We start from the raw sequence: 17,888 nt of genomic DNA, 5'->3' as shown, positions 1-17,888 counted from the left end.
CTAAGTGTCATACCTTTTTAGATTTTAGATTTTAGATGGGCAAATGACTCAAGACTATCGAGGTTTGAAGCATCGGCTTACGGTGGGATTCTTTTGTGAAAGTGGGATCACGGATAGGATACCGGATCGATCGGTAATTTGGCGTTTGGCGGAAGTCAGGGAAAACACGCAGAATATAAATTCCGTGCGATCGCGGATGGCAGTGCTGCAGAAATAGGGGACACTAATAGATAGGTTAAATAAGAATGGGCGAAATAAACAAGGTCGCTGGCAGTTTCAGAAGCTCTGACTCCAAGGCTGTATCTACCGCTAAACACACTTTTGGAGGACGGAATATTTTAACTTCTTTCAGGGAAACGACTCCCGCCTCGGAATACGGAGATTCCCCATCCCAAAGCTTTGTAGTCAAGGGCTCCAGCATCAATGAATGTGGATATTTTGTTTCCAGAATTTTGGCTGGGGAATCTGAGTGCATTGAGAAAATGACCTCCGCACTTCAAACATCTGCCTCTATCCTTAGAGAGATTGACAAAGTTGGCTCGACTTCTGGCGGCAGCTCGATCCAAGTGCAATTAGGCTTTGTTATCCTCAGTTCAGATTACCTAGAACCATACAAAAGTCAATTGCCAAAATCGCATACCTCTATGACTCCCAGCAACAGACTTGGTTCGTGTTATGCCGATCGATATAGTGATACACTCAGCAACGGCGGTGGGAGCGATCGACTGTTTGCTAATTAAGGAGAGTAATTTAATGGAGGGTATCGAACCTACCGAGGGCGACTGAACCCGAATACAATTTTAATTAGGGAGCCAGGCGCGATCGCAATCAACGATTTGATATGACTCAATCTACAATCATCTCAATTCGCGCTGAATAACTTGCATCACTTTTGCAGTGAGGATGGCAGTCCTCACAGTGTCGGTAGCACCCCATAAGCCAATTGATTTCCAGCCAGAGGTTCCACTTAATATTAAATCGTTTTGACCGCAAGCATCCAGGATACAAGCCCCCGAATTGATCCGTCCAGAAATAAAAAATCTGTACCCGATGAAACTTGCCCCCGAATTTATCCGTGGTGTCAATGCTTCAAATCTAAAATCTAAAATCTAAAATCTAAAATCTAAAATCTAAAATCGATTGACTGTTAGTAAATGCAACCAAACTTCCTGGTAATCAGTATTTGGGTGTACCGCCAACCTAGCAGCTTCAAAGCATATAGAATTCTTCAAAATCTACATAATTCTGTTTTCCCTTGGATGAAATACAGCTAGGGAAACTCTAGTGCATTGTGCCTATACGTAAAATATCACAATCAAATAAAAACTACTCAATATAATTAAGAGGAGTTATTCTGGGGGAAATTACCTCCACCCTTTCCGACTACCTGAAAGCAGACTACTTTTAGCAAAATAATGTCGCAAAAATTTGATAGTACCACCTATATTGATTTATTTAAATCTGCAATATAAATGTTGTAATATCTTCCCATCGGTAGAGGTAATAATTTTCATTATGGTCAATGGAGAAAAGGTAAATGTGGCTCAAAATAAATAAACAAAAATATTTTTAAAATGACGCCATCTCCAAATTAGGTGTTAAGATATAATCAAATAAGTCTGATGAGATTACTCCTGGGTGTATCTACTAATAATGCCCTTAATGGAGTCTCCAATATGAGTTCTACATTCGCTCAAGTTAACTCACAATCTGCTTTTGAAAAAGTGCCACTGCGCTCCTTAGTCTTCATTGACTCCGGCGTGGAAGATTACGAGTCACTTACAGCGGGAGTGCTGCCGGGACAGCAGGTAGTAATACTCGATCGCACCAAAAACGGCATCGAACAAATCACCTCCGAGATGGAAAAATATGCCTCTACTAACGGGGCGATAGACTCGGTTCACATTATTTCTCACGGCAGCTCTGGCAGCCTACAATTAGGCAATACCGCTCTGGGTTCAGATAACATAGAGCAATACAAAAGCCAGTTGGAAAAGTGGCAAACTTCACTAGCCCCACAAGCAGACATCATGCTGTACGGCTGCGATGTAGCCGCCGGTACAGGTGCTAATTTCGTAGATCGATTCAGTCAATTAACCGGAGCTGATGTTGCGGCATCTACCAACATAACCGGCAGCAACGGCGACTGGAATTTAGAATTTGCCTCTGGTCAAATTGAATCTCCCTTAGCCTTGCAGCCAGAGGCGATGGCAAGTTACCAAGGTGATTTAGCTACGATCGTAGTAGCCAACAATAGCGATAGCGGGCCCGGTTCATTAAGGGCTGCGATCGCCACCGCTGTTGCAGGGGATACAATTACCTTCGCTCCAGGTTTAGCCAGCCAAACCATTACCCTCACCAGCGGTCAACTCGATATTCCCGTTGGCAAAAACATCACGATTGACGGCGCTGCCGCACCCGGTTTAACTATCAGTGGTAACAACGCATCCCGCGCTTTCTTTGTCAACGCCAACGTTGCAACTGCTACTAATTTTGAGGTCAAAAACCTCATTATTACTAACGGCAAAACTACCGATCGAGGTGGCGCGATCGGCACAACCGACGAAGTAAACCTCACAGTAGAAAACGTTCAGTTCAACAACAACGTCGCCGATCAAGGCGGTGGCGCAATTTTCGGTAATTTCAACAATACCCTGACTGTTACCAACAGTAAATTCAACGGCAACGTGGCCACCGCAGCAAACGATGAGCGCGGTGCAGGTGCGATCGGCTTTTTGAGTTTCAAAACTTTTACAGTCACCAACAGCGACTTCACCAACAACAAAGGAATTAACGGCGGGGCAATTAACAGCCTTCAAGGTAAGCTGACAATTGACAACTCCCGATTCATCGGCAACGATACCACCGCAGCCGTTTACGCAACAGGCCAAGATAATCCGTTTTTAAGGGGTTTTGGCGGCGCAGTTTACACAGACAGAGCCAGCAATCCCAGCGAAGCTTCCGGCACAATTAAGATTACCAATAGCGTATTTCAAGACAATAAAGGTCGAGGTGAAGGAGGCGCAGCTTATCTGTTCACCGGCAGCCAAGACAACGTTATTTTGGAAAAGAGCACCTTCCAAAATAACGAAATTCTGGCGCTACCCGGTGGAAATCCTGGAAACGGTGGTGGGGTAACAATTTTGAGCGACAACACCAACCAGGGATTGACCATTACCAACACCACCTTTGCGGGCAACAAAGCCGGCAATCAAGGTGGTGGCCTGTGGACACGCAATGCCCCTGCTACGATTACTAACAGTACCTTTTCTGGCAACTCCACGGCGTTTGCTGCTGGTGATTTCAACAAACTCGGCGGTGCAATGACTCTTGGTGCACCCACAACCATTCTCAACACGACGATCGCCGATAATTCTGCCGGCTGGGTTGGTGGAGGTATCTTCGCCGATGCCAATAATGTCACCCTCAAAAACACGATTCTTTCCAACAATACAGCGGCTAACGGAGGAAACCCTTGGGGCATTCAGCAACACGCCACCGCCCAATATAGCGATCAAGGAGGGAATTTTCAGTGGCCGCTGATTGACACCGATACCAAGGTGACGACAAGTGTGACGATCGCAGACCCCTTACTTGGCCCTTTGCAAACCCTCAACGGCGCTTTAGTCAGGCCGCTGCTGATAGGAAGTCCGGCAATTGATAAAGGGATTGCCACCGACGCACCCACTACGGATCAGCGCGGCGTGACTCGCCCTCAAGATGGCGACAGCATTCCAGGTGCGATCGTGGACAGCGGCTCTTTTGAATTGGGAGGTAGTGTCGTCCCAGCGCCAACTCCCACACCCGCGCCGGCCCCAACTCCCACACCCGCGCCGGCCCCAACTCCCACACCCGCGCCGGCCCCAACTCCCACACCCGCGCCAGCGCCAACTCCCACACCCGCGCCGGTCCCAACTCCCACACCCGCGCCAGCGCCAACTCCCACACCCGCGCCGGTCCCGACTGAGACTCCGACTCCGGCGCCAACTCCCACACCCGCGCCGGCGCCAACTCCCACACCCGCGCCGGCGCCAACTCCCACACCCGCGCCGGCGCCAACTCCCACGCCCGAACCGGTGCCAACTCCCACGCCCGCGCCGGCGCCAACTCCCACGCCCGAACCGGTGCCAACTCCCACGCCCGAACCGGCGCCAACTCCCACGCCCGAACCGGTGCCAACTCCCACGCCCGAACCGGTGCCAACACCAACTCCCGCACCGACTCCGCCGCCAACACCAACTCCCGCACCGACTCCAACTCCGGCCTCGGATGATTCCCTACTCGATAGCCTCAACGCCCCGCAACTAGATCCTGCCACCATCACCCCCAACCCCGTCCAACAAACTATTAACGGCGGCGAGGGTGCCGATTTCATCATGGGCGGTGTCATCAACGAGTCAATTAACGGACAAGCCACCAACGATACTCTCTACGGCATGGGCGGCAATGACAACATTGACGGCGGCGCAGATAACGACTTAATCTTCGGCAATCAAGGCAGCGATTTCATCTCTGGCGACGCTGGCAACGATACCATCTACGCTGGCAAAGATAATGACACTGTTGTTGGTGGTGAGGGCGACGACTTTTTGAGGGGAGATTTAGGAAATGATACAGTTGCCGGCGGCGGTGGCAACGACACGCTTTTTGGTGGCAAAGATGACGATATCTTACTCGGTGAAGATGGCGACGACTACATTTTAGGCAACTTAGGAAATGACACAATTAATGCTGGAAACGGCAACGATATTGCCTTTGGCAATGAAGGTGGAGACCTGATTTTTGGCGATTTTGGAAATGATACCCTGTACGGCGGCAAAGAAAACGACAGTCTCGATGGCGGTGAGGGCAACGACTTGCTCTTGGGCGGCAATGAAAACGATGTGCTGTTCGGCGACACCGATAACGATACGCTTTACGGCGGTAAGGGTAATGATATTCTCAGCGGCGGTGCTGGGGACGATTTCCTTTCCGGGGATATGGGGGACGATACTTTGACTGGTGGTTCGGGAAATGATGTGTTTTTCCTCAATCAAAGTTCGGGTAGCGACATCATTAATGATTTCCGCAAGGGAGAGGATTTAATTGGGTTGAATTCTGGTTTGAGTTTCAATCAACTCAGTATTACTTCCAGCAACAATCAAACTTTGATTACTGTGACGGACACCAATCAATTGTTGGCGAAGCTTAACAATATTACCCCCGGTATTCTCACTGCTAGCGATTTCACTCAGGTAACAATCTAACTGCCTGGGGTAGGGTGCGCTATAAGCAGCCAGCCCGCTTAGAAGTGGTGAAGATAGCTCTCAAACTCCTGAAATTTGGTGGATGACGTTAGCGCAGCCCGCCCCTAGGGGGGCTACGCCAACGAATAGGAGCGATCTGATTCTTTTCAACTGCGATCGGTAATAAATCTTGTTTATTGCCGATCGCCCACACCTAGAATGAGGCACATCCGTCTATTGCAATCCTGAGCTGGCTAGCCATAAGTAGCGCCCGAATAAAGCCAGCTTTCTCAACACTAAATCTCAGATTTTTGGGAACTTTTTTCCAGATAGTAAAAAAGTTAAATTAATCAAAATTTTAGGAAATTTTCCTGGTTTTATCTAATGTGAATGTATCAGGTACTAGCTAGAGCAATTCTCAGGAAGTCCGAAGTCCAGAAAATCTTTTCTGGATTTTACCTGACCAAGGCTTCCCAATGGTTTGATGCACTACTTATCTGGCTAAGGACGTGCATGGCAAATCTACATATAGAGGTTCCCCGTGTCCGACTATTTACATTACATCCTCTGCTGCATTTAATTGCTAAAAAAATCTCAATTTTCACCCAGATTAAACTGATTATGGAGACCAGTCTCGGATTTAACTTAGGGATAAAATTAAAGTTTTTCCCTAAACTTTAATCTCCCCGATGGATCACCGAGGTTTTAATTCTGCCTTCTGCCTTTTGTATCTCTAGCCTTCTGCTTTCAAGGTGAATCTACCAGCAAATAGCAAACATTCTCATAGGGTATGCGAAATGAACTCAACTTTTGCCAGTATTGATTCACAATCTGCGAGCCGCAATTCTCGTTCTAAATCTATTGTCTTCATTGATTCCGAGTTAGATGACTATCAAACTCTTACGGGTGGCCTGCTTCCCGGTGCAGAGATCATCATTTTAGATAAAAATGGTAACGGAGTCGAGCAAATTACTGCGAAACTGCAAACAATTTCTGCTGCGGGGGAAACTGTAGATCAAGTTCACGTTTTTTCTCACGGCAATTCTGGCAGCTTGCAGCTAGGTTCTACGACGTTGAATTTGGATAATTTATCGCAATATGAAAGCCAGTTGCAAGGGTGGCGAAATGCGTTGAGCGACAAAGCAGATATTGTCCTTTACGGTTGCGATGTTGCTGCGGGTTCGGGAAGCGATTTTGTCGATCGCCTGGGCGAGTTAACCGGGGCTGATATTGCGGCATCTAGCGATCGCACTGGTCTCGGAGGTAACTGGAATTTGGAGTTTGCCAAGGGTGATATTGAAGCACCGCTAGCCTTGACTCCAGAGGCAATGGCGAATTATCAAGGGACTTTAGCGACGATTACCGTTACTAACAATAATGATAGCGGGCCCGGTTCCTTGAGAGATGCGATCGCCTCCGCAGCAGCCGGCGATACCATTCAATTTGCCTCGACTCTTGCGGGCCAAACAATTACCCTCACGAATGGTCAACTTGTTATCAACAAAAACTTGACAATTGATGCAGTTGATGCAGCCAATTTAACCATCAGTGGCAATAATACTTCGCGGGTAATCCGCACAGAGAGTGCAACAAATGTTACTCTAAAAAACCTGATTATTGCCAACGGCAAAGTTTCTGGAACCGATCAGAATAATGAGGCAACTAGCGCCGGTGGTGGCATTCAAACAGGAGGTAGCAGCACTTTAACTTTAGAAAATAGCCAAGTCAATAATAATGTTGCTGGTTTTGGTGGCGGCATTTACACGGGTTTCCGCAGCACGACGACTGTAATTAACAGCAAGTTTAGTGGCAATGATGGTTCATTCGCGGATAATACCGAACGTGGTGGCGGCGCGATCGCAACTAAAAGCGGCGGTGTTCTGACTATCAGAGATAGCGAATTTACCAACAACAAAGGCAGCTACGGCGGAGCTGTTAATAACCTGTTGGGTAGCATGACGATCGAAAACTCTAAATTCATCGGCAACCGCACAGAGAAAGGCGTTGGCGGGGCAGTTTACGTCGATGGCGCTAATGCTTCGGGGCCGAATGCAACCCCCGGCCCCGTTGCCGGAACTATTGCTATCCGCAACAGCGTTTTTGATGGCAATATCGGAGCGAGAGAAGGAGGAGCGGGATTTTTATTTGGCTATCTTCAAGATAAGATAGTTTTGGAAAATAGCACGTTTGTTAACAATAAAGCTGTTAAGGATCTAGCAGGAGTTGGAGGTTCCGGAGGCGCAATTCGTCACGGAAATGTGGATCTTACTGTAACAAACTCCACTTTCGCTAATAACCAAGCTGAAGATAATGGAGGCGGTTTGTGGGCAGGAGGGAATGGAAATATCAGCGTTGTCAACAGTACCTTTTCCGGCAACAGCGCTGCTAAGCAGGGCGGAGGAATGGTTGTCGCTAACAGAGATTCCTTTTCGACTAACATCGTTAATTCGACTTTTGCTAAGAATACCGCTGAATTTTCGGGAGGTATTGCTACTTTTAACGATCCTGTGAAATCGCCAATTACTGTCAAGAATTCGATTTTTGATAGGAATACGGCAAGTAATTCTTTTAAAACTAGGCAGCACACTGGACGGGAGCTCATCGATGGGGGAAACAATCTTCAATTTCCCGCTAAACTGACGACCGGAGATCCTAATGATAGTAATGTTACGGCGAATGTGACGATCGCCGATCCCTTACTCGGCCAGTTGGAAAATATTAACGGCGCTTTCGTGCTGCCACTGCTAGTAGGAAGTCCGGCAATTGATACCGGTACTGGTGCGGGCGCGCCGGCGGCAGATCAGCGCGGTGTGAGTCGCCCTCAAGATGGTGATAATAACGGAAGTGCGATCGTTGATATTGGCGCTTACGAATTTAATCCTACAGTCACGCCCACCCCAACTCCCACACCGACTCCGACGCCGACTCCAACTCCAACTCCCACTCCGACTCCCACACCCGAACCGACTCCGACTCCCACACCCGAACCAACGCCCACGCCCACACCCGAACCAACTCCCACGCCCACACCCGAACCGACACCAACTCCCACGCCAACTCCGGCCGTAGATGATTGCCTACTCGATAGCCTCAACCCTCCGCAACTAGATCCGGCCACCATCACCCCCAACCCCGTCCAACAAACTATCAACGGCGGCGACACTACCGACTTCATCATGGGCGGTGTCATCAACGATTCAATTAACGGACTTACCGGCAACGATACTCTCTACGGCATGGGCGGCAATGACAACATTGACGGCGGCGCAGATAACGACTCAATATTCGGTAATGAAGGCAGCGATTTCATCTCTGGCGACGCTGGCAACGATACCATCTACGCTGGCAAGGATAATGACACTGTTGTCGGTGGTGAGGGCGACGACTTGTTGAGGGGAGATTTAGGAAATGATACAGTTGCCGGCGGCATTGGCAACGACAGCATTTTCGGCGGCAAAGATGACGATATCTTGCTGGGTGAAGATGGTGACGACTACATTTTAGGCAACTTAGGAAATGACACAATTAATGCCGGAAATGGCAACGATATTGCTTTTGGCAATGAAGGTGGAGACCTAATTTTTGGCGACATCGGTAACGATACCCTGTACGGCGGCAAAGAAAACGACAGTCTCGATGGCGGTGAGGGCAACGACTTGCTGTTGGGCGGCAATGAAAACGATGTGATCTGTGGTGACATCGGTAACGATACGCTTTACGGGGGCAAAGGTAATGATATTCTCAGTGGTGGCAGCGGTGCAGATTTCCTTTCCGGGGATGTTGGGGACGATACATTGACGGGAGGTTCGGGAAATGATGTGTTTTTCCTCAATCAAAGTTCGGGTAGCGACATCATTAATGATTTCCGCAGGGGAGAGGATTTAATTGGGTTGAATTCTGATTTGAGTTTTAATCAACTCAGTATTACTTCCAGCAACAATCAAACTTTGATTACGGTGACGGGAACCAATCAATTGTTGGCGAAGCTTAACAATATTACCCCCGGTATTCTCACTGCTAACGATTTCATTACTCTGTAATTATTATACTAAATCCGGTTTGTCTATACCCTCGATCATTCTGCGTATCCTTCGGCGGTTAAAACCGCTACTAAACAAACGAAGTCTGAGTCCGCAGAGTGAGATAAAAAGAGTATTTAATCCGGATTTGGTATTATAGCATCTTCCAATAAAAAGTAGCCAAGTATGATAAATATCCTCTAATATTCTGATGCTATAGCCACACATATTAATCTGTTTTTCCTAATAAAGCGGACTTGATATTATTCCGTTTTAATACGATCGCACAAATGTCTGTCCTCCTCCTTAACTTCCGCATTGGTTCGCAGATAATCCCCCACGCGATCGCACGCATAACCGAGTTCATCGAGTTTGAGAATACGCTCTAGATCCCACAAAATCACAGTGCGATCGTCCCCGGCGGAGGCAATGAGTTTGCCATCGGGGCTAAACGCAACTCCCCAAACGTTCCCTTCATGTCCGGTTAGTGTCGTTATTTCTGTCCCGTCTGTTTTCCAGAGTTTGAGTTCACCAGTTGCGCCTCCCCCCACCAGCATTTGACCGTTTGGACTAAAATCAACCGCCATCATGCCTCTAGTATTTCCATTGAGGGTTTTGATCAACGTGCCATCGCCTGTCCAGAGTTTAATCGTGTCATCCATGCTGGCAGTTGCCAATGTGCGGCCGTCTGGACTTATAGCAACTTCCCAAACTCCACTGCGATGACCTTTCAAAGGCTTGGAAAATTTACCGTCCAAACTCCACAACCGAACTGTCGCATCTTCACTAACGGAAACTAACTGTTTTCCGTCGGGGGTAAAGTCCACATCGTAAACCCTTGCCTGATGTCCTGTGAGCGTTCTCAGGAAAGTACCGTCAGGCTTCCACAGTTTTATGGTTTTATCATCGCTGGCAGAAGCGAGTAGTTGACCGTCTGGACTTGGGGAAATATCCCAAACTCCCGCCTCATGTCCTTTTATTGTTTTTAGCAACGTGCGGTCAAACTGCCAGAATTGAATCGTTTTATCTTCACTGGAGGAAGCCAGGTTAGGTGTGTTGGCAGGGTGGGCAAAGCTAGCACCCCACAGGAAAGAAACGGAGTAAAACGCAGCCTGCTTTCCGGCAAAAGACTTTAGCAATCTACCGTCTCGCGCCCACACTTTAAAGGTTCGATCTGAACTCGCTGAAGCTAACATCTGACCGTCTGGGCTGAAATCGATATCCCAAATGGTGCTGCTATGTCCGTAAAGGACTTTTGAGAAGGGGTTGGTCAGGTTCCAGAGTCGGGCAGTAGTGTCGTCACTGCCGGAAACAATCATTTGACTGTTGGGAATAAAGGCAAGCCCGCGAATTCCAGATTGATGCCCTTTAAGGGTTTTTAACAGTGTCCCGTCTGACTTCCAAAGGTTTATGGTTTGGTCGGCACTGGCGGAAGCGATCGCATCGCCTGCTGTGTTTACAGCAACTTCAAACACTTCCGAATTGTGCCCTATGAGAGTTTTGAGCAGCGTTCCGTCGGGTTGCCAAATTTTAATCGTGTTGTCAGCACTGGCAGAGACGATGACGGGACGTTTTTTGCCACTATTATCGCCAAGTAAGACGAATTTAACGTCCCAAACAGTGGCGCTGTGACCTTCTATGGTTTTCACCAGTTTGCCATCCAAAGTCCAGACCTTGACCGTACCGTCCGCGCTGCTAGAAGCAAGCTGGTTTCCATCAGGACTAAAAGCAACACCCCAAACCCCGCTTTGATGTCCGCTTAGGGTTTTAAGCAGTTTGCCATCCATGCTCCACAGGCGAATGGTACTGTCTTCACTGGCAGAGGCGATGCGCTGCACATCAGGACTGACGGCAATTCCCCAAATCGCAGCACCGTGTCCCTCAAAGGTTTTGAGCAGCTTGCCTTGCCGATTCCACACATAAATGCTGCCGTCCAAGCTGGCTGTGACGACGCGCTGGCTGTCAGAACTAAAACTGACAGCGTGGACGGTGCCTTTGTGTTGCAGGGTGTGCAGTAGGGTGCCATCAAGCTGCCAAAGCTTGACAGTTTGGTCGTTGCTGGCTGTCGCGATCAGTTGACCGTCAGGACTGGCATCAAGTCCCAGAACTGCACTGGGATGCCCCGACAGGCGATTGAATTCTGTCGTTCCGTAGATGGCTTGTTGCAGCACTTGCTGAACTTGAGATTGCAATTGAAGGCTGGAATTAGGGAAACTATCGAGTCTGCGTCTGGCTTTGATGGCAGTCACGAGAGCATCTAATCGCTGTTGGGAGGCGAATTGCCCGGAGGATGAGGAGGTGAGGGCTTGAATTTCGCTCGTAACGGCTTGATGATATTGCCAGAGGGCGAGGATGCTGGAGGCGATCGCAACTATCAGTGCTCCACTTAGCGCTCCAATAAACCTCCGCTGTCGCTTTGCCGTCTCTCGCTCTAAAACTAACCGCTTGCGTTCTTCTGTGAGTCTGGCTTCAACTTCTCTGAGCCTCGCTGCTTCCAGCGCTTGCTGCACTTCCAGCCTGTCTAATTCGCCAGAAGCGGCTAAAAAGTGATAATCCAAATCGCTCAAACTTTTTCCCTGGGCCCAGTAGGAAGCGTCTTTTAACGATTGTCCGCGCAACAATCGCGATTCATCGGTTTGTTTTGAAGCGATCCAAGCGTTGAAAGCTTGGGAATAAGGACGCAGTTGCCCTAACTGTTTTTCTACCCATTGCAGGTTAAAGACTTCTTGATAAATCTGGTTTCTTACCTTCAACAAACCTTGTTGTTTTACTACCAAACCTGATAGCAGCAGTTCGATCTGCTCTCGACTATCATCCGCTTCAAGTCCACCACATTGTAAGAGGTTTTGATAGATACCTAAGCTACGTGCAGTGAGTTGTTCGTTGCGAATGATGCGATCGCGGATTGTCTTTAAATGCTCTGGCTCATCTTGCGATTCCCATTTATTAATGATGTTTTCTCTCACCAATGATTCCACAAAAAATCCCTCGGTTCCCGGTATTTTTAAATCACCCGTGTGGGATTTCCGCGCCATTTTTACAACTAATTCACATATTTTTTGCGTTAAAAACGGCTGTCCTCCAGTCCAATCTAAGATTTTTTTGAGAACTGCTTGCGGATTGGCTATGACATTTTCTAACCCTTTCGCTAATGGTTGCGCTTCTTCTAAGCTAAATCCTGACAAATCGATCGCTTGTCCGATATTAAAAGGTGTCCGATTTTTATCGGCGATTAAATCACTGGGTGTAGCTACTCCGAAAATCGCGAAGGTAATCCGGTTGTATTCTGGATTAATGGCTCGTTGGTTGTAACAATAACGAATCAAGGCAAAAAAGTCATCGACGGGAAAATCTAAACTTAAAATACTATCAATCTCATCGACAAATATAAAAATTCGCTCGTTCGGAAATTGAACCAATAAAATCTCTTCAATAAATTGACTCAATCTTTGCAGGAGAGAAACTTCTTCTTGTTCTTTCCACCAAGTTTTTAAGTTTAATTGCCCTAAAAGATGGAAGCCACGCCATAAATCCCCAACGATTCCTTTGTACCACTGTAAGGGAGTAATGTTTTCGCTACCGATACGGGTCATGTCGATCGTGCTGCATTGAAATCCTTCGGCTTGCAATCGATGGAAGGTGCGAACGAGAAGGGAAGATTTGCCCATTTGTCGCGAATTGAGGACGTAGCAAAACTCGCCTCGTTTTAAGGCTTGATAAAGTTCGATATCTGCTTGTCGTTGGACATAGGTAGGCGCATCAGTTGTGAGACTGCCACCAATGTGGTAAGAGTAATCTTTCATAATTGATAGTTAATTGTTTCGGATAATTTAGCGATCGCCCACGGCATCGCACAAATGTCTATCCTCCTCCTTCACATCGACATTCGTTTGCAGATAATCCCACACCCAGTCGCATCCATACTCCAGAAAATCGAGCTGGAAAATTCGCTCTAAATTCCACACAATTGCTGTGGTATCCTGACTGGCTGAAGCGACTAACTTCCCATCAGGGCTAAAGCTGACTCCGAACACCCCATCGCTATGTCCTTTTAAGGTTTCAAGCTCTTGACCATCGTAGCTCCAAAGTTTAACTGTCCCGTCAAAACTTGCTGAGGCGAGAGTCTTGCCATAGGGGCTAAATGCGACTCCGAATACCCCATTTTTGTGTCCCTTTAAGGCTCTAATTTCTGTACCATCCAACCGCCAAAGTCTCACCATGCTATCCATACCTGCTGAAGCGAGAGTCTTGCCGTCAGGGCTAAATGCCACTCCCGCTACCTGACGGCGATGGCTTGTTAAAGTGTGTAGAAGCTTGTAGCTGGGCTTTCCAGAGGCGATCGCATTATCCCACTGCCAAAGTTTGACAGTTCCGTCCACACTACCAGAGGCAATGAGCTTTCCATCGGGGCTAAATGCCACTCCGTTAATGTGATCGGTATGTCCTTTGAGAGTTGCTAATTGGGTGCCGTCAATCCTCCAGACTTTGACCGTTTTGTCCTCACCCGCGGAGGCGAGTGACTGTCCATCTGGATGGAAATCAACCGCGAAAACTCTACCTTGATGTCCAGTAAAAGTCTTGATTAAGGTTCCATCTAGTCGCCACAATCGAACAGTGCTGTCATAACCACCTGTCGCAATCGTGTCTCCCTTTGGGCTGAAATCTACTCCGAAAACTTTATCAGCTTGTTTAGGGAAAGTGCGAATTAAGCTACCATCAAGCCGCCAAAGTTTAACGGTATTGTCACGACTGGCGGTGGCAATTGTCTTACCATCAGGACTAAATTTTATGGTGTAAATTGATGCTTGATGTCCGTTAAGAGTCTTCAGCAAACTATCATCAAGCTTCCAGAGTGCGATCGGGCCATCCCAACTGGATGAGGCAAAGATTTTCCCGTCAGGACTCCAAGCCAATCCAGAGACGACATCCTTCGCAACTAGCAGGGTTTTTACCAGAGTCCCGTCAAGCTGCCACAGTTTGACTGTTCTGTCTAGACTTGCCGAGGCAAGCAAACCACCTTGAGGGTTAAAAGCGATTTTGGTCACGGCATCGCTGTGTCCAGTTAGGGTTTTGACTAAAGTTCCGTCAAGCTTCCAAAGTTTGACTGTTTTATCCGCACTCGCCGAGGCAATGAGATATTCTGAAGGGCTGTTGGCGTAGCCTGCGGGCGCATAGGCAACATTCATAACTCTATCCGTATGTCCGGTGAGGGTTCTGATCAGTTTACCGTCTGCATTCCAGAGTTTGATGGTTTGATCTTTAGAAACAGATGCAATAGTTTGACTGTCCGGGCTAAAGGCAACGCTGTTAACTTCATCTGTATGTCCGGTGAGAGTTCTCAGCAGTTTACCGTCTGTACTCCAGAGTTTAACTGTTTTATCTTTAGAAGCAGAAGCAATAGTTTGATTGTTAGGAGCGATCGCGACTTGTGAAATATTATCGGTATGTCCTTTTAAGGTCTGCCATAAGGTATAATTCGGCTTGACCTTGGTTGACTTTGTACTGTTTTTGCGCCAAAGTTTGACGGTTTTATCCCCCGACCCCGAAGCGATTAGATCCCCTCTAGGGCTAAATACGACACCCCAAACTGCATTGTTGTGCCCTTGAAGCGTTCCTAGTTTTGTACCGTCTTTTTCCCAAAGATCGATCGTTTTGTCGGCAGAAGCTGAGGCGATGAGTTCCCCATCAGGACTGAATGTGACATCATTCACCACATTGTTATGCCCCGATAAATGATTATAGTCAACTGCTCCATAAACAGCTTGATGGAGAGCTTCTTTAACTGAGCGTTCGAGTTCTGGGTCTACACCACCTAACTTTTGCAGTTGTCGCTTTCCTCTGATTGCCTCTATGAATGCGTCTAGTTTTTGATTGGAGGCGAATAGTGCTTCGGAAGATTTGGCGATCGCTTTGATTTCGCTGACAGCAGTTTGCCGATACTGAAAATACACCGCTACCCCCAATGCACAGGCGATAATTAATGCTATTGTTACTACAAAAAGCAAAAATCTTTGCCGCTTAGAACTTTTTTTCTCTACAGCTAATCTTTTTTGTTCTTCCGTTAGTCTGGCTTCAATTTCTTTAGCCCGTTCTGCTTCCAATCCTACCTGCATTTCTCTGCGGTCTAATTCTTCAGAAGCGCCTAAAAACTGATAATCTAAGTCACTCAAACTTTTACCCTGGGCCCAAGCTTGAGCATTTTTCAATGCCTGTCCGCGCAACAGTCGGGATTGATCGGTCTGCTTGGAATTTATCCAAGCATCAAAGGCTTGAGAATATGGACGCAAGGAAGCGAGATTTTTTTCTACCCATTTTTTGTTAAATACTTCTTGATAAATCTGGTTTCTTACCTGTAAAAACCCCTGAGATTTTACTACCAAACCAGACAGCAATAGTTCTACCTGTTCTCGCGAGTCATCGGTGGGTACTTCCACTCCTTGTAAGATTTTTTGATAGATGCCTAGTAGTCTGCCAGCACGTTGCTCGTTTCTCAGGATGCGATCGCGGATCGTCTTTAAATGCTCTGGTTCGTCTTGAGATTCCCAATTCTGGATGATGTACGATCGCACGACAGATTCCACAAAAAATCCTTCCGTTCCCGGGGGAATTATCAGCACGTCACTGTGAGATTCTAGCGTTGCTCTTACTATCAATTTACACAGCTTTTGGCTCAGAAATGGTTGCCCAGAAGTCCAAGCTAATATTGCTTTCATAATTGCCTCGGCATTACTAACTACACTCTCTAACCCTTGAGTTAAAGGAGAGGCTTCTTCCAAGGAAAAACCGGGCAAATCTACTGCTTGTCCGATATTAAAAGGTGTCCGATTTTTATCAGCGATTAAATCGCTGGGTGCAGCTACTCCGAAAATCGCGAAGGTAATCCGGTTGTATTCTGGATTAATGGCTCGTTGGTTGTAACAATAACGAATCAAAGCGAAAAAGTCATCAACGGGAAAATCTAAGCTTAAAATACTATCAATTTCATCGACAAATATAAAAATTCTCTCGTTAGGAAATCTCGGTAATAGTACCTCTTCAATAAATTGACTCAATCTTTGCAGGAGAGAAACTTCTTCTTGCTCTTGCCACCAGGTTTTTAAATTAAATTGCCCTAAAAGATGGAAGCCGCGCCACAAATCCCCAACAATTCCTTTATACCACTGTAAAGGAGTAATGTTTTCGCTACCGATACGGGTCATGTCGATCGTGCTGCATTGAAAACCTTCGGCTTGCAGTCGATGGAAGGTGCGAACAAGAAGGGAAGATTTGCCCATTTGTCGCGAATTGAGGACGTAGCAAAACTCGCCTCGTTTTAAGGCTTGATAAAGTTCGATATCTGCGTGTCGTTGGACATAGGTAGGCGCATCAGTTGTGAGACTGCCACCAATGTGGTAAGAGTAATCTTTCATAATTGATAGTTAATTGTTTCGGATAATTTAGCGCTCGCCCACGGCATCGCACAAATGTCTATCCTCCTCCTTTACGTCGGCATTTGTTCGCAAATAATCTCGCACGCGATCGCATCCAGAGGCTAGTACCCGATCTAACTCTACACTCTCCTCTAAATTCCAGAGAATTACTGTTTTATCCTCTGAAGCAGAAGCAAGAGTTTTGCCCTCAGAACTAAAAACTAAAGACCCCACCCGTGCGTTATGTCCAATTAAAGTGGTAATCTCATTGCCGTCACGTTGCCAAAGTTTAATCATACCGTCACTACCTCCTGTAGCGATCGTTTTATTGTCAGGACTAAAAGCCACACTCCAAATTCCAGAAATATGTCCCTTGAGAGTGTGTAGCAACTTACCATCACGACTCCAAAGTTTAGCCGTTTTGTCATCACTCGCCGAAACAATTACCTCGCCGTCCGGGCTGAAAGCTACACCAAAAACTAAACTACTGTGACCTTGAATGGTCTTAATTAACCTACCATCAAGCCGCCAAAGCTTAACTGTCTTATCTCCACTTGTTGAAGCAATAACCTTCCCATCAGGACTAAAAGCTACCCCCCAAACCCCAGCTTTATGTCCTCTGAGGGTAGTCAATTCGGTTCCGTCTAACTGCCAAAGTTTTACTGTTCTATCCCCACTGGAAGAAGCTATAATTTTGCCGTCAGGACTAAAAACAACTCTCCTCATATCAACTCCTCCTGGGAGAGTCTTTAATAAAGTGCCATCAGCACTCCAAAGTTTAACTGATTTGTCTGCACTAGCGACAGCAATAATTTTGCTATCGGGACTGATATCAACACCACTAAACGCAGAGTTGCGGCCCTCAAATCGCCTCAGTAAGTTACGGTTCCTGTGCCAAAGCAAAACCTCGTTTCCACTTGATGAAACAACTAATCTTTGATTTTTGCTTAAAGCTACTCCCCAAACGCCAGCAGTATGTCTCCGTAGAATTGTCAGCAAGGAATTACTGAATTTCCAGAGTTTAACAGTGCCATCAAAAGAAGTCGATGCAAGATATTCGCCATTGTGACTAAATGAAAGATCGCTAATTGCGCTGCCATGTGCTTTGATCGTGGTGAGTAAGGTGCCGTCAATGTTCCAGAGTTTGAGTATTTGGTTACATTGGTGACAAGTTAAGGAAAAAGGGAAATTGTCAAGGGTAGTATTTGCATGGGTCTGGGATCGTGGGAAACTTA

7 protein-coding genes are annotated in these 17,888 nt (G+C 47.0%); 4 read left to right on the top strand and 3 right to left on the bottom strand.

What is annotated here, in order from left to right; translation table 11 throughout:
- Nucleotides 1-43 precede the first annotated feature (43 nt).
- The 4 genes from QUA03_RS18695 (at nt 44) to QUA03_RS18680 (ending at nt 9,265) form a co-directional block, all read left to right on the top strand.
- Nucleotides 44-217: a hypothetical protein gene (locus QUA03_RS18695; RefSeq protein ID WP_333213845.1), complete on the top strand. Its 174-nt coding sequence runs from the start codon at nt 44-46 to the stop codon at nt 215-217.
- 28 nt (nt 218-245) lie between these two features.
- A complete protein-coding gene (locus QUA03_RS18690) occupies nt 246-740 on the top strand; it encodes a hypothetical protein (protein WP_333213843.1) in 495 nt (164 codons plus the stop codon).
- 936 nt (nt 741-1,676) lie between these two features.
- Nucleotides 1,677-5,246: a DUF4347 domain-containing protein gene (locus QUA03_RS18685; RefSeq protein ID WP_333213841.1), complete on the top strand. Its 3,570-nt coding sequence runs from the start codon at nt 1,677-1,679 to the stop codon at nt 5,244-5,246.
- A 776-nt stretch (nt 5,247-6,022) separates the two neighbouring features.
- Complete coding sequence (locus tag QUA03_RS18680) at nt 6,023-9,265, top strand: DUF4347 domain-containing protein (RefSeq protein ID WP_333213839.1); 3,243 nt, start codon at nt 6,023-6,025, stop codon at nt 9,263-9,265.
- Between the two features lie 242 nt (nt 9,266-9,507).
- Here the strand turns inward: QUA03_RS18680 and QUA03_RS18675 are convergent, their stop codons facing one another.
- The 3 genes from QUA03_RS18675 to QUA03_RS18665 all read right to left on the bottom strand — a co-directional run.
- Complete coding sequence (locus tag QUA03_RS18675) at nt 9,508-13,047, bottom strand: AAA-like domain-containing protein (RefSeq protein ID WP_333213837.1); 3,540 nt, start codon at nt 13,045-13,047, stop codon at nt 9,508-9,510.
- Between the two features lie 27 nt (nt 13,048-13,074).
- Entirely contained in the window at nt 13,075-16,653 is a 3,579-nt protein-coding gene (locus QUA03_RS18670) for a WD40 domain-containing protein (RefSeq protein WP_333213835.1), read from the bottom strand.
- A 27-nt stretch (nt 16,654-16,680) separates the two neighbouring features.
- Nucleotides 16,681-17,888, bottom strand: a 1,208-nt coding sequence (locus QUA03_RS18665; RefSeq protein ID WP_333213833.1) for a WD40 repeat domain-containing protein, incomplete at its 5' end; no start/stop codon positions are given.

This window comes from Microcoleus sp. S36b_A4 (assembly GCF_036700645.1).
Classification (GTDB): domain Bacteria; phylum Cyanobacteriota; class Cyanobacteriia; order Cyanobacteriales; family Microcoleaceae; genus Microcoleus.
This window is presented reverse-complemented; position numbering and strand designations above follow the sequence as displayed.

What these genes read in the sequence shown, in the direction of transcription:
- QUA03_RS18695 (WP_333213845.1), top strand. Translation starts at nt 44, where the DNA reads ATGACTCAAGACTATCGAGGTTTGAAGCATCGGCTTACGGTGGGATTC.
- QUA03_RS18690 (WP_333213843.1), top strand. Translation starts at nt 246, where the DNA reads ATGGGCGAAATAAACAAGGTCGCTGGCAGTTTCAGAAGCTCTGACTCC.
- QUA03_RS18685 (WP_333213841.1), top strand. Translation starts at nt 1,677, where the DNA reads ATGAGTTCTACATTCGCTCAAGTTAACTCACAATCTGCTTTTGAAAAA.
- QUA03_RS18680 (WP_333213839.1), top strand. Translation starts at nt 6,023, where the DNA reads ATGAACTCAACTTTTGCCAGTATTGATTCACAATCTGCGAGCCGCAAT.
- QUA03_RS18675 (WP_333213837.1), bottom strand. Translation starts at nt 13,047, where the DNA reads ATGAAAGATTACTCTTACCACATTGGTGGCAGTCTCACAACTGATGCG.
- QUA03_RS18670 (WP_333213835.1), bottom strand. Translation starts at nt 16,653, where the DNA reads ATGAAAGATTACTCTTACCACATTGGTGGCAGTCTCACAACTGATGCG.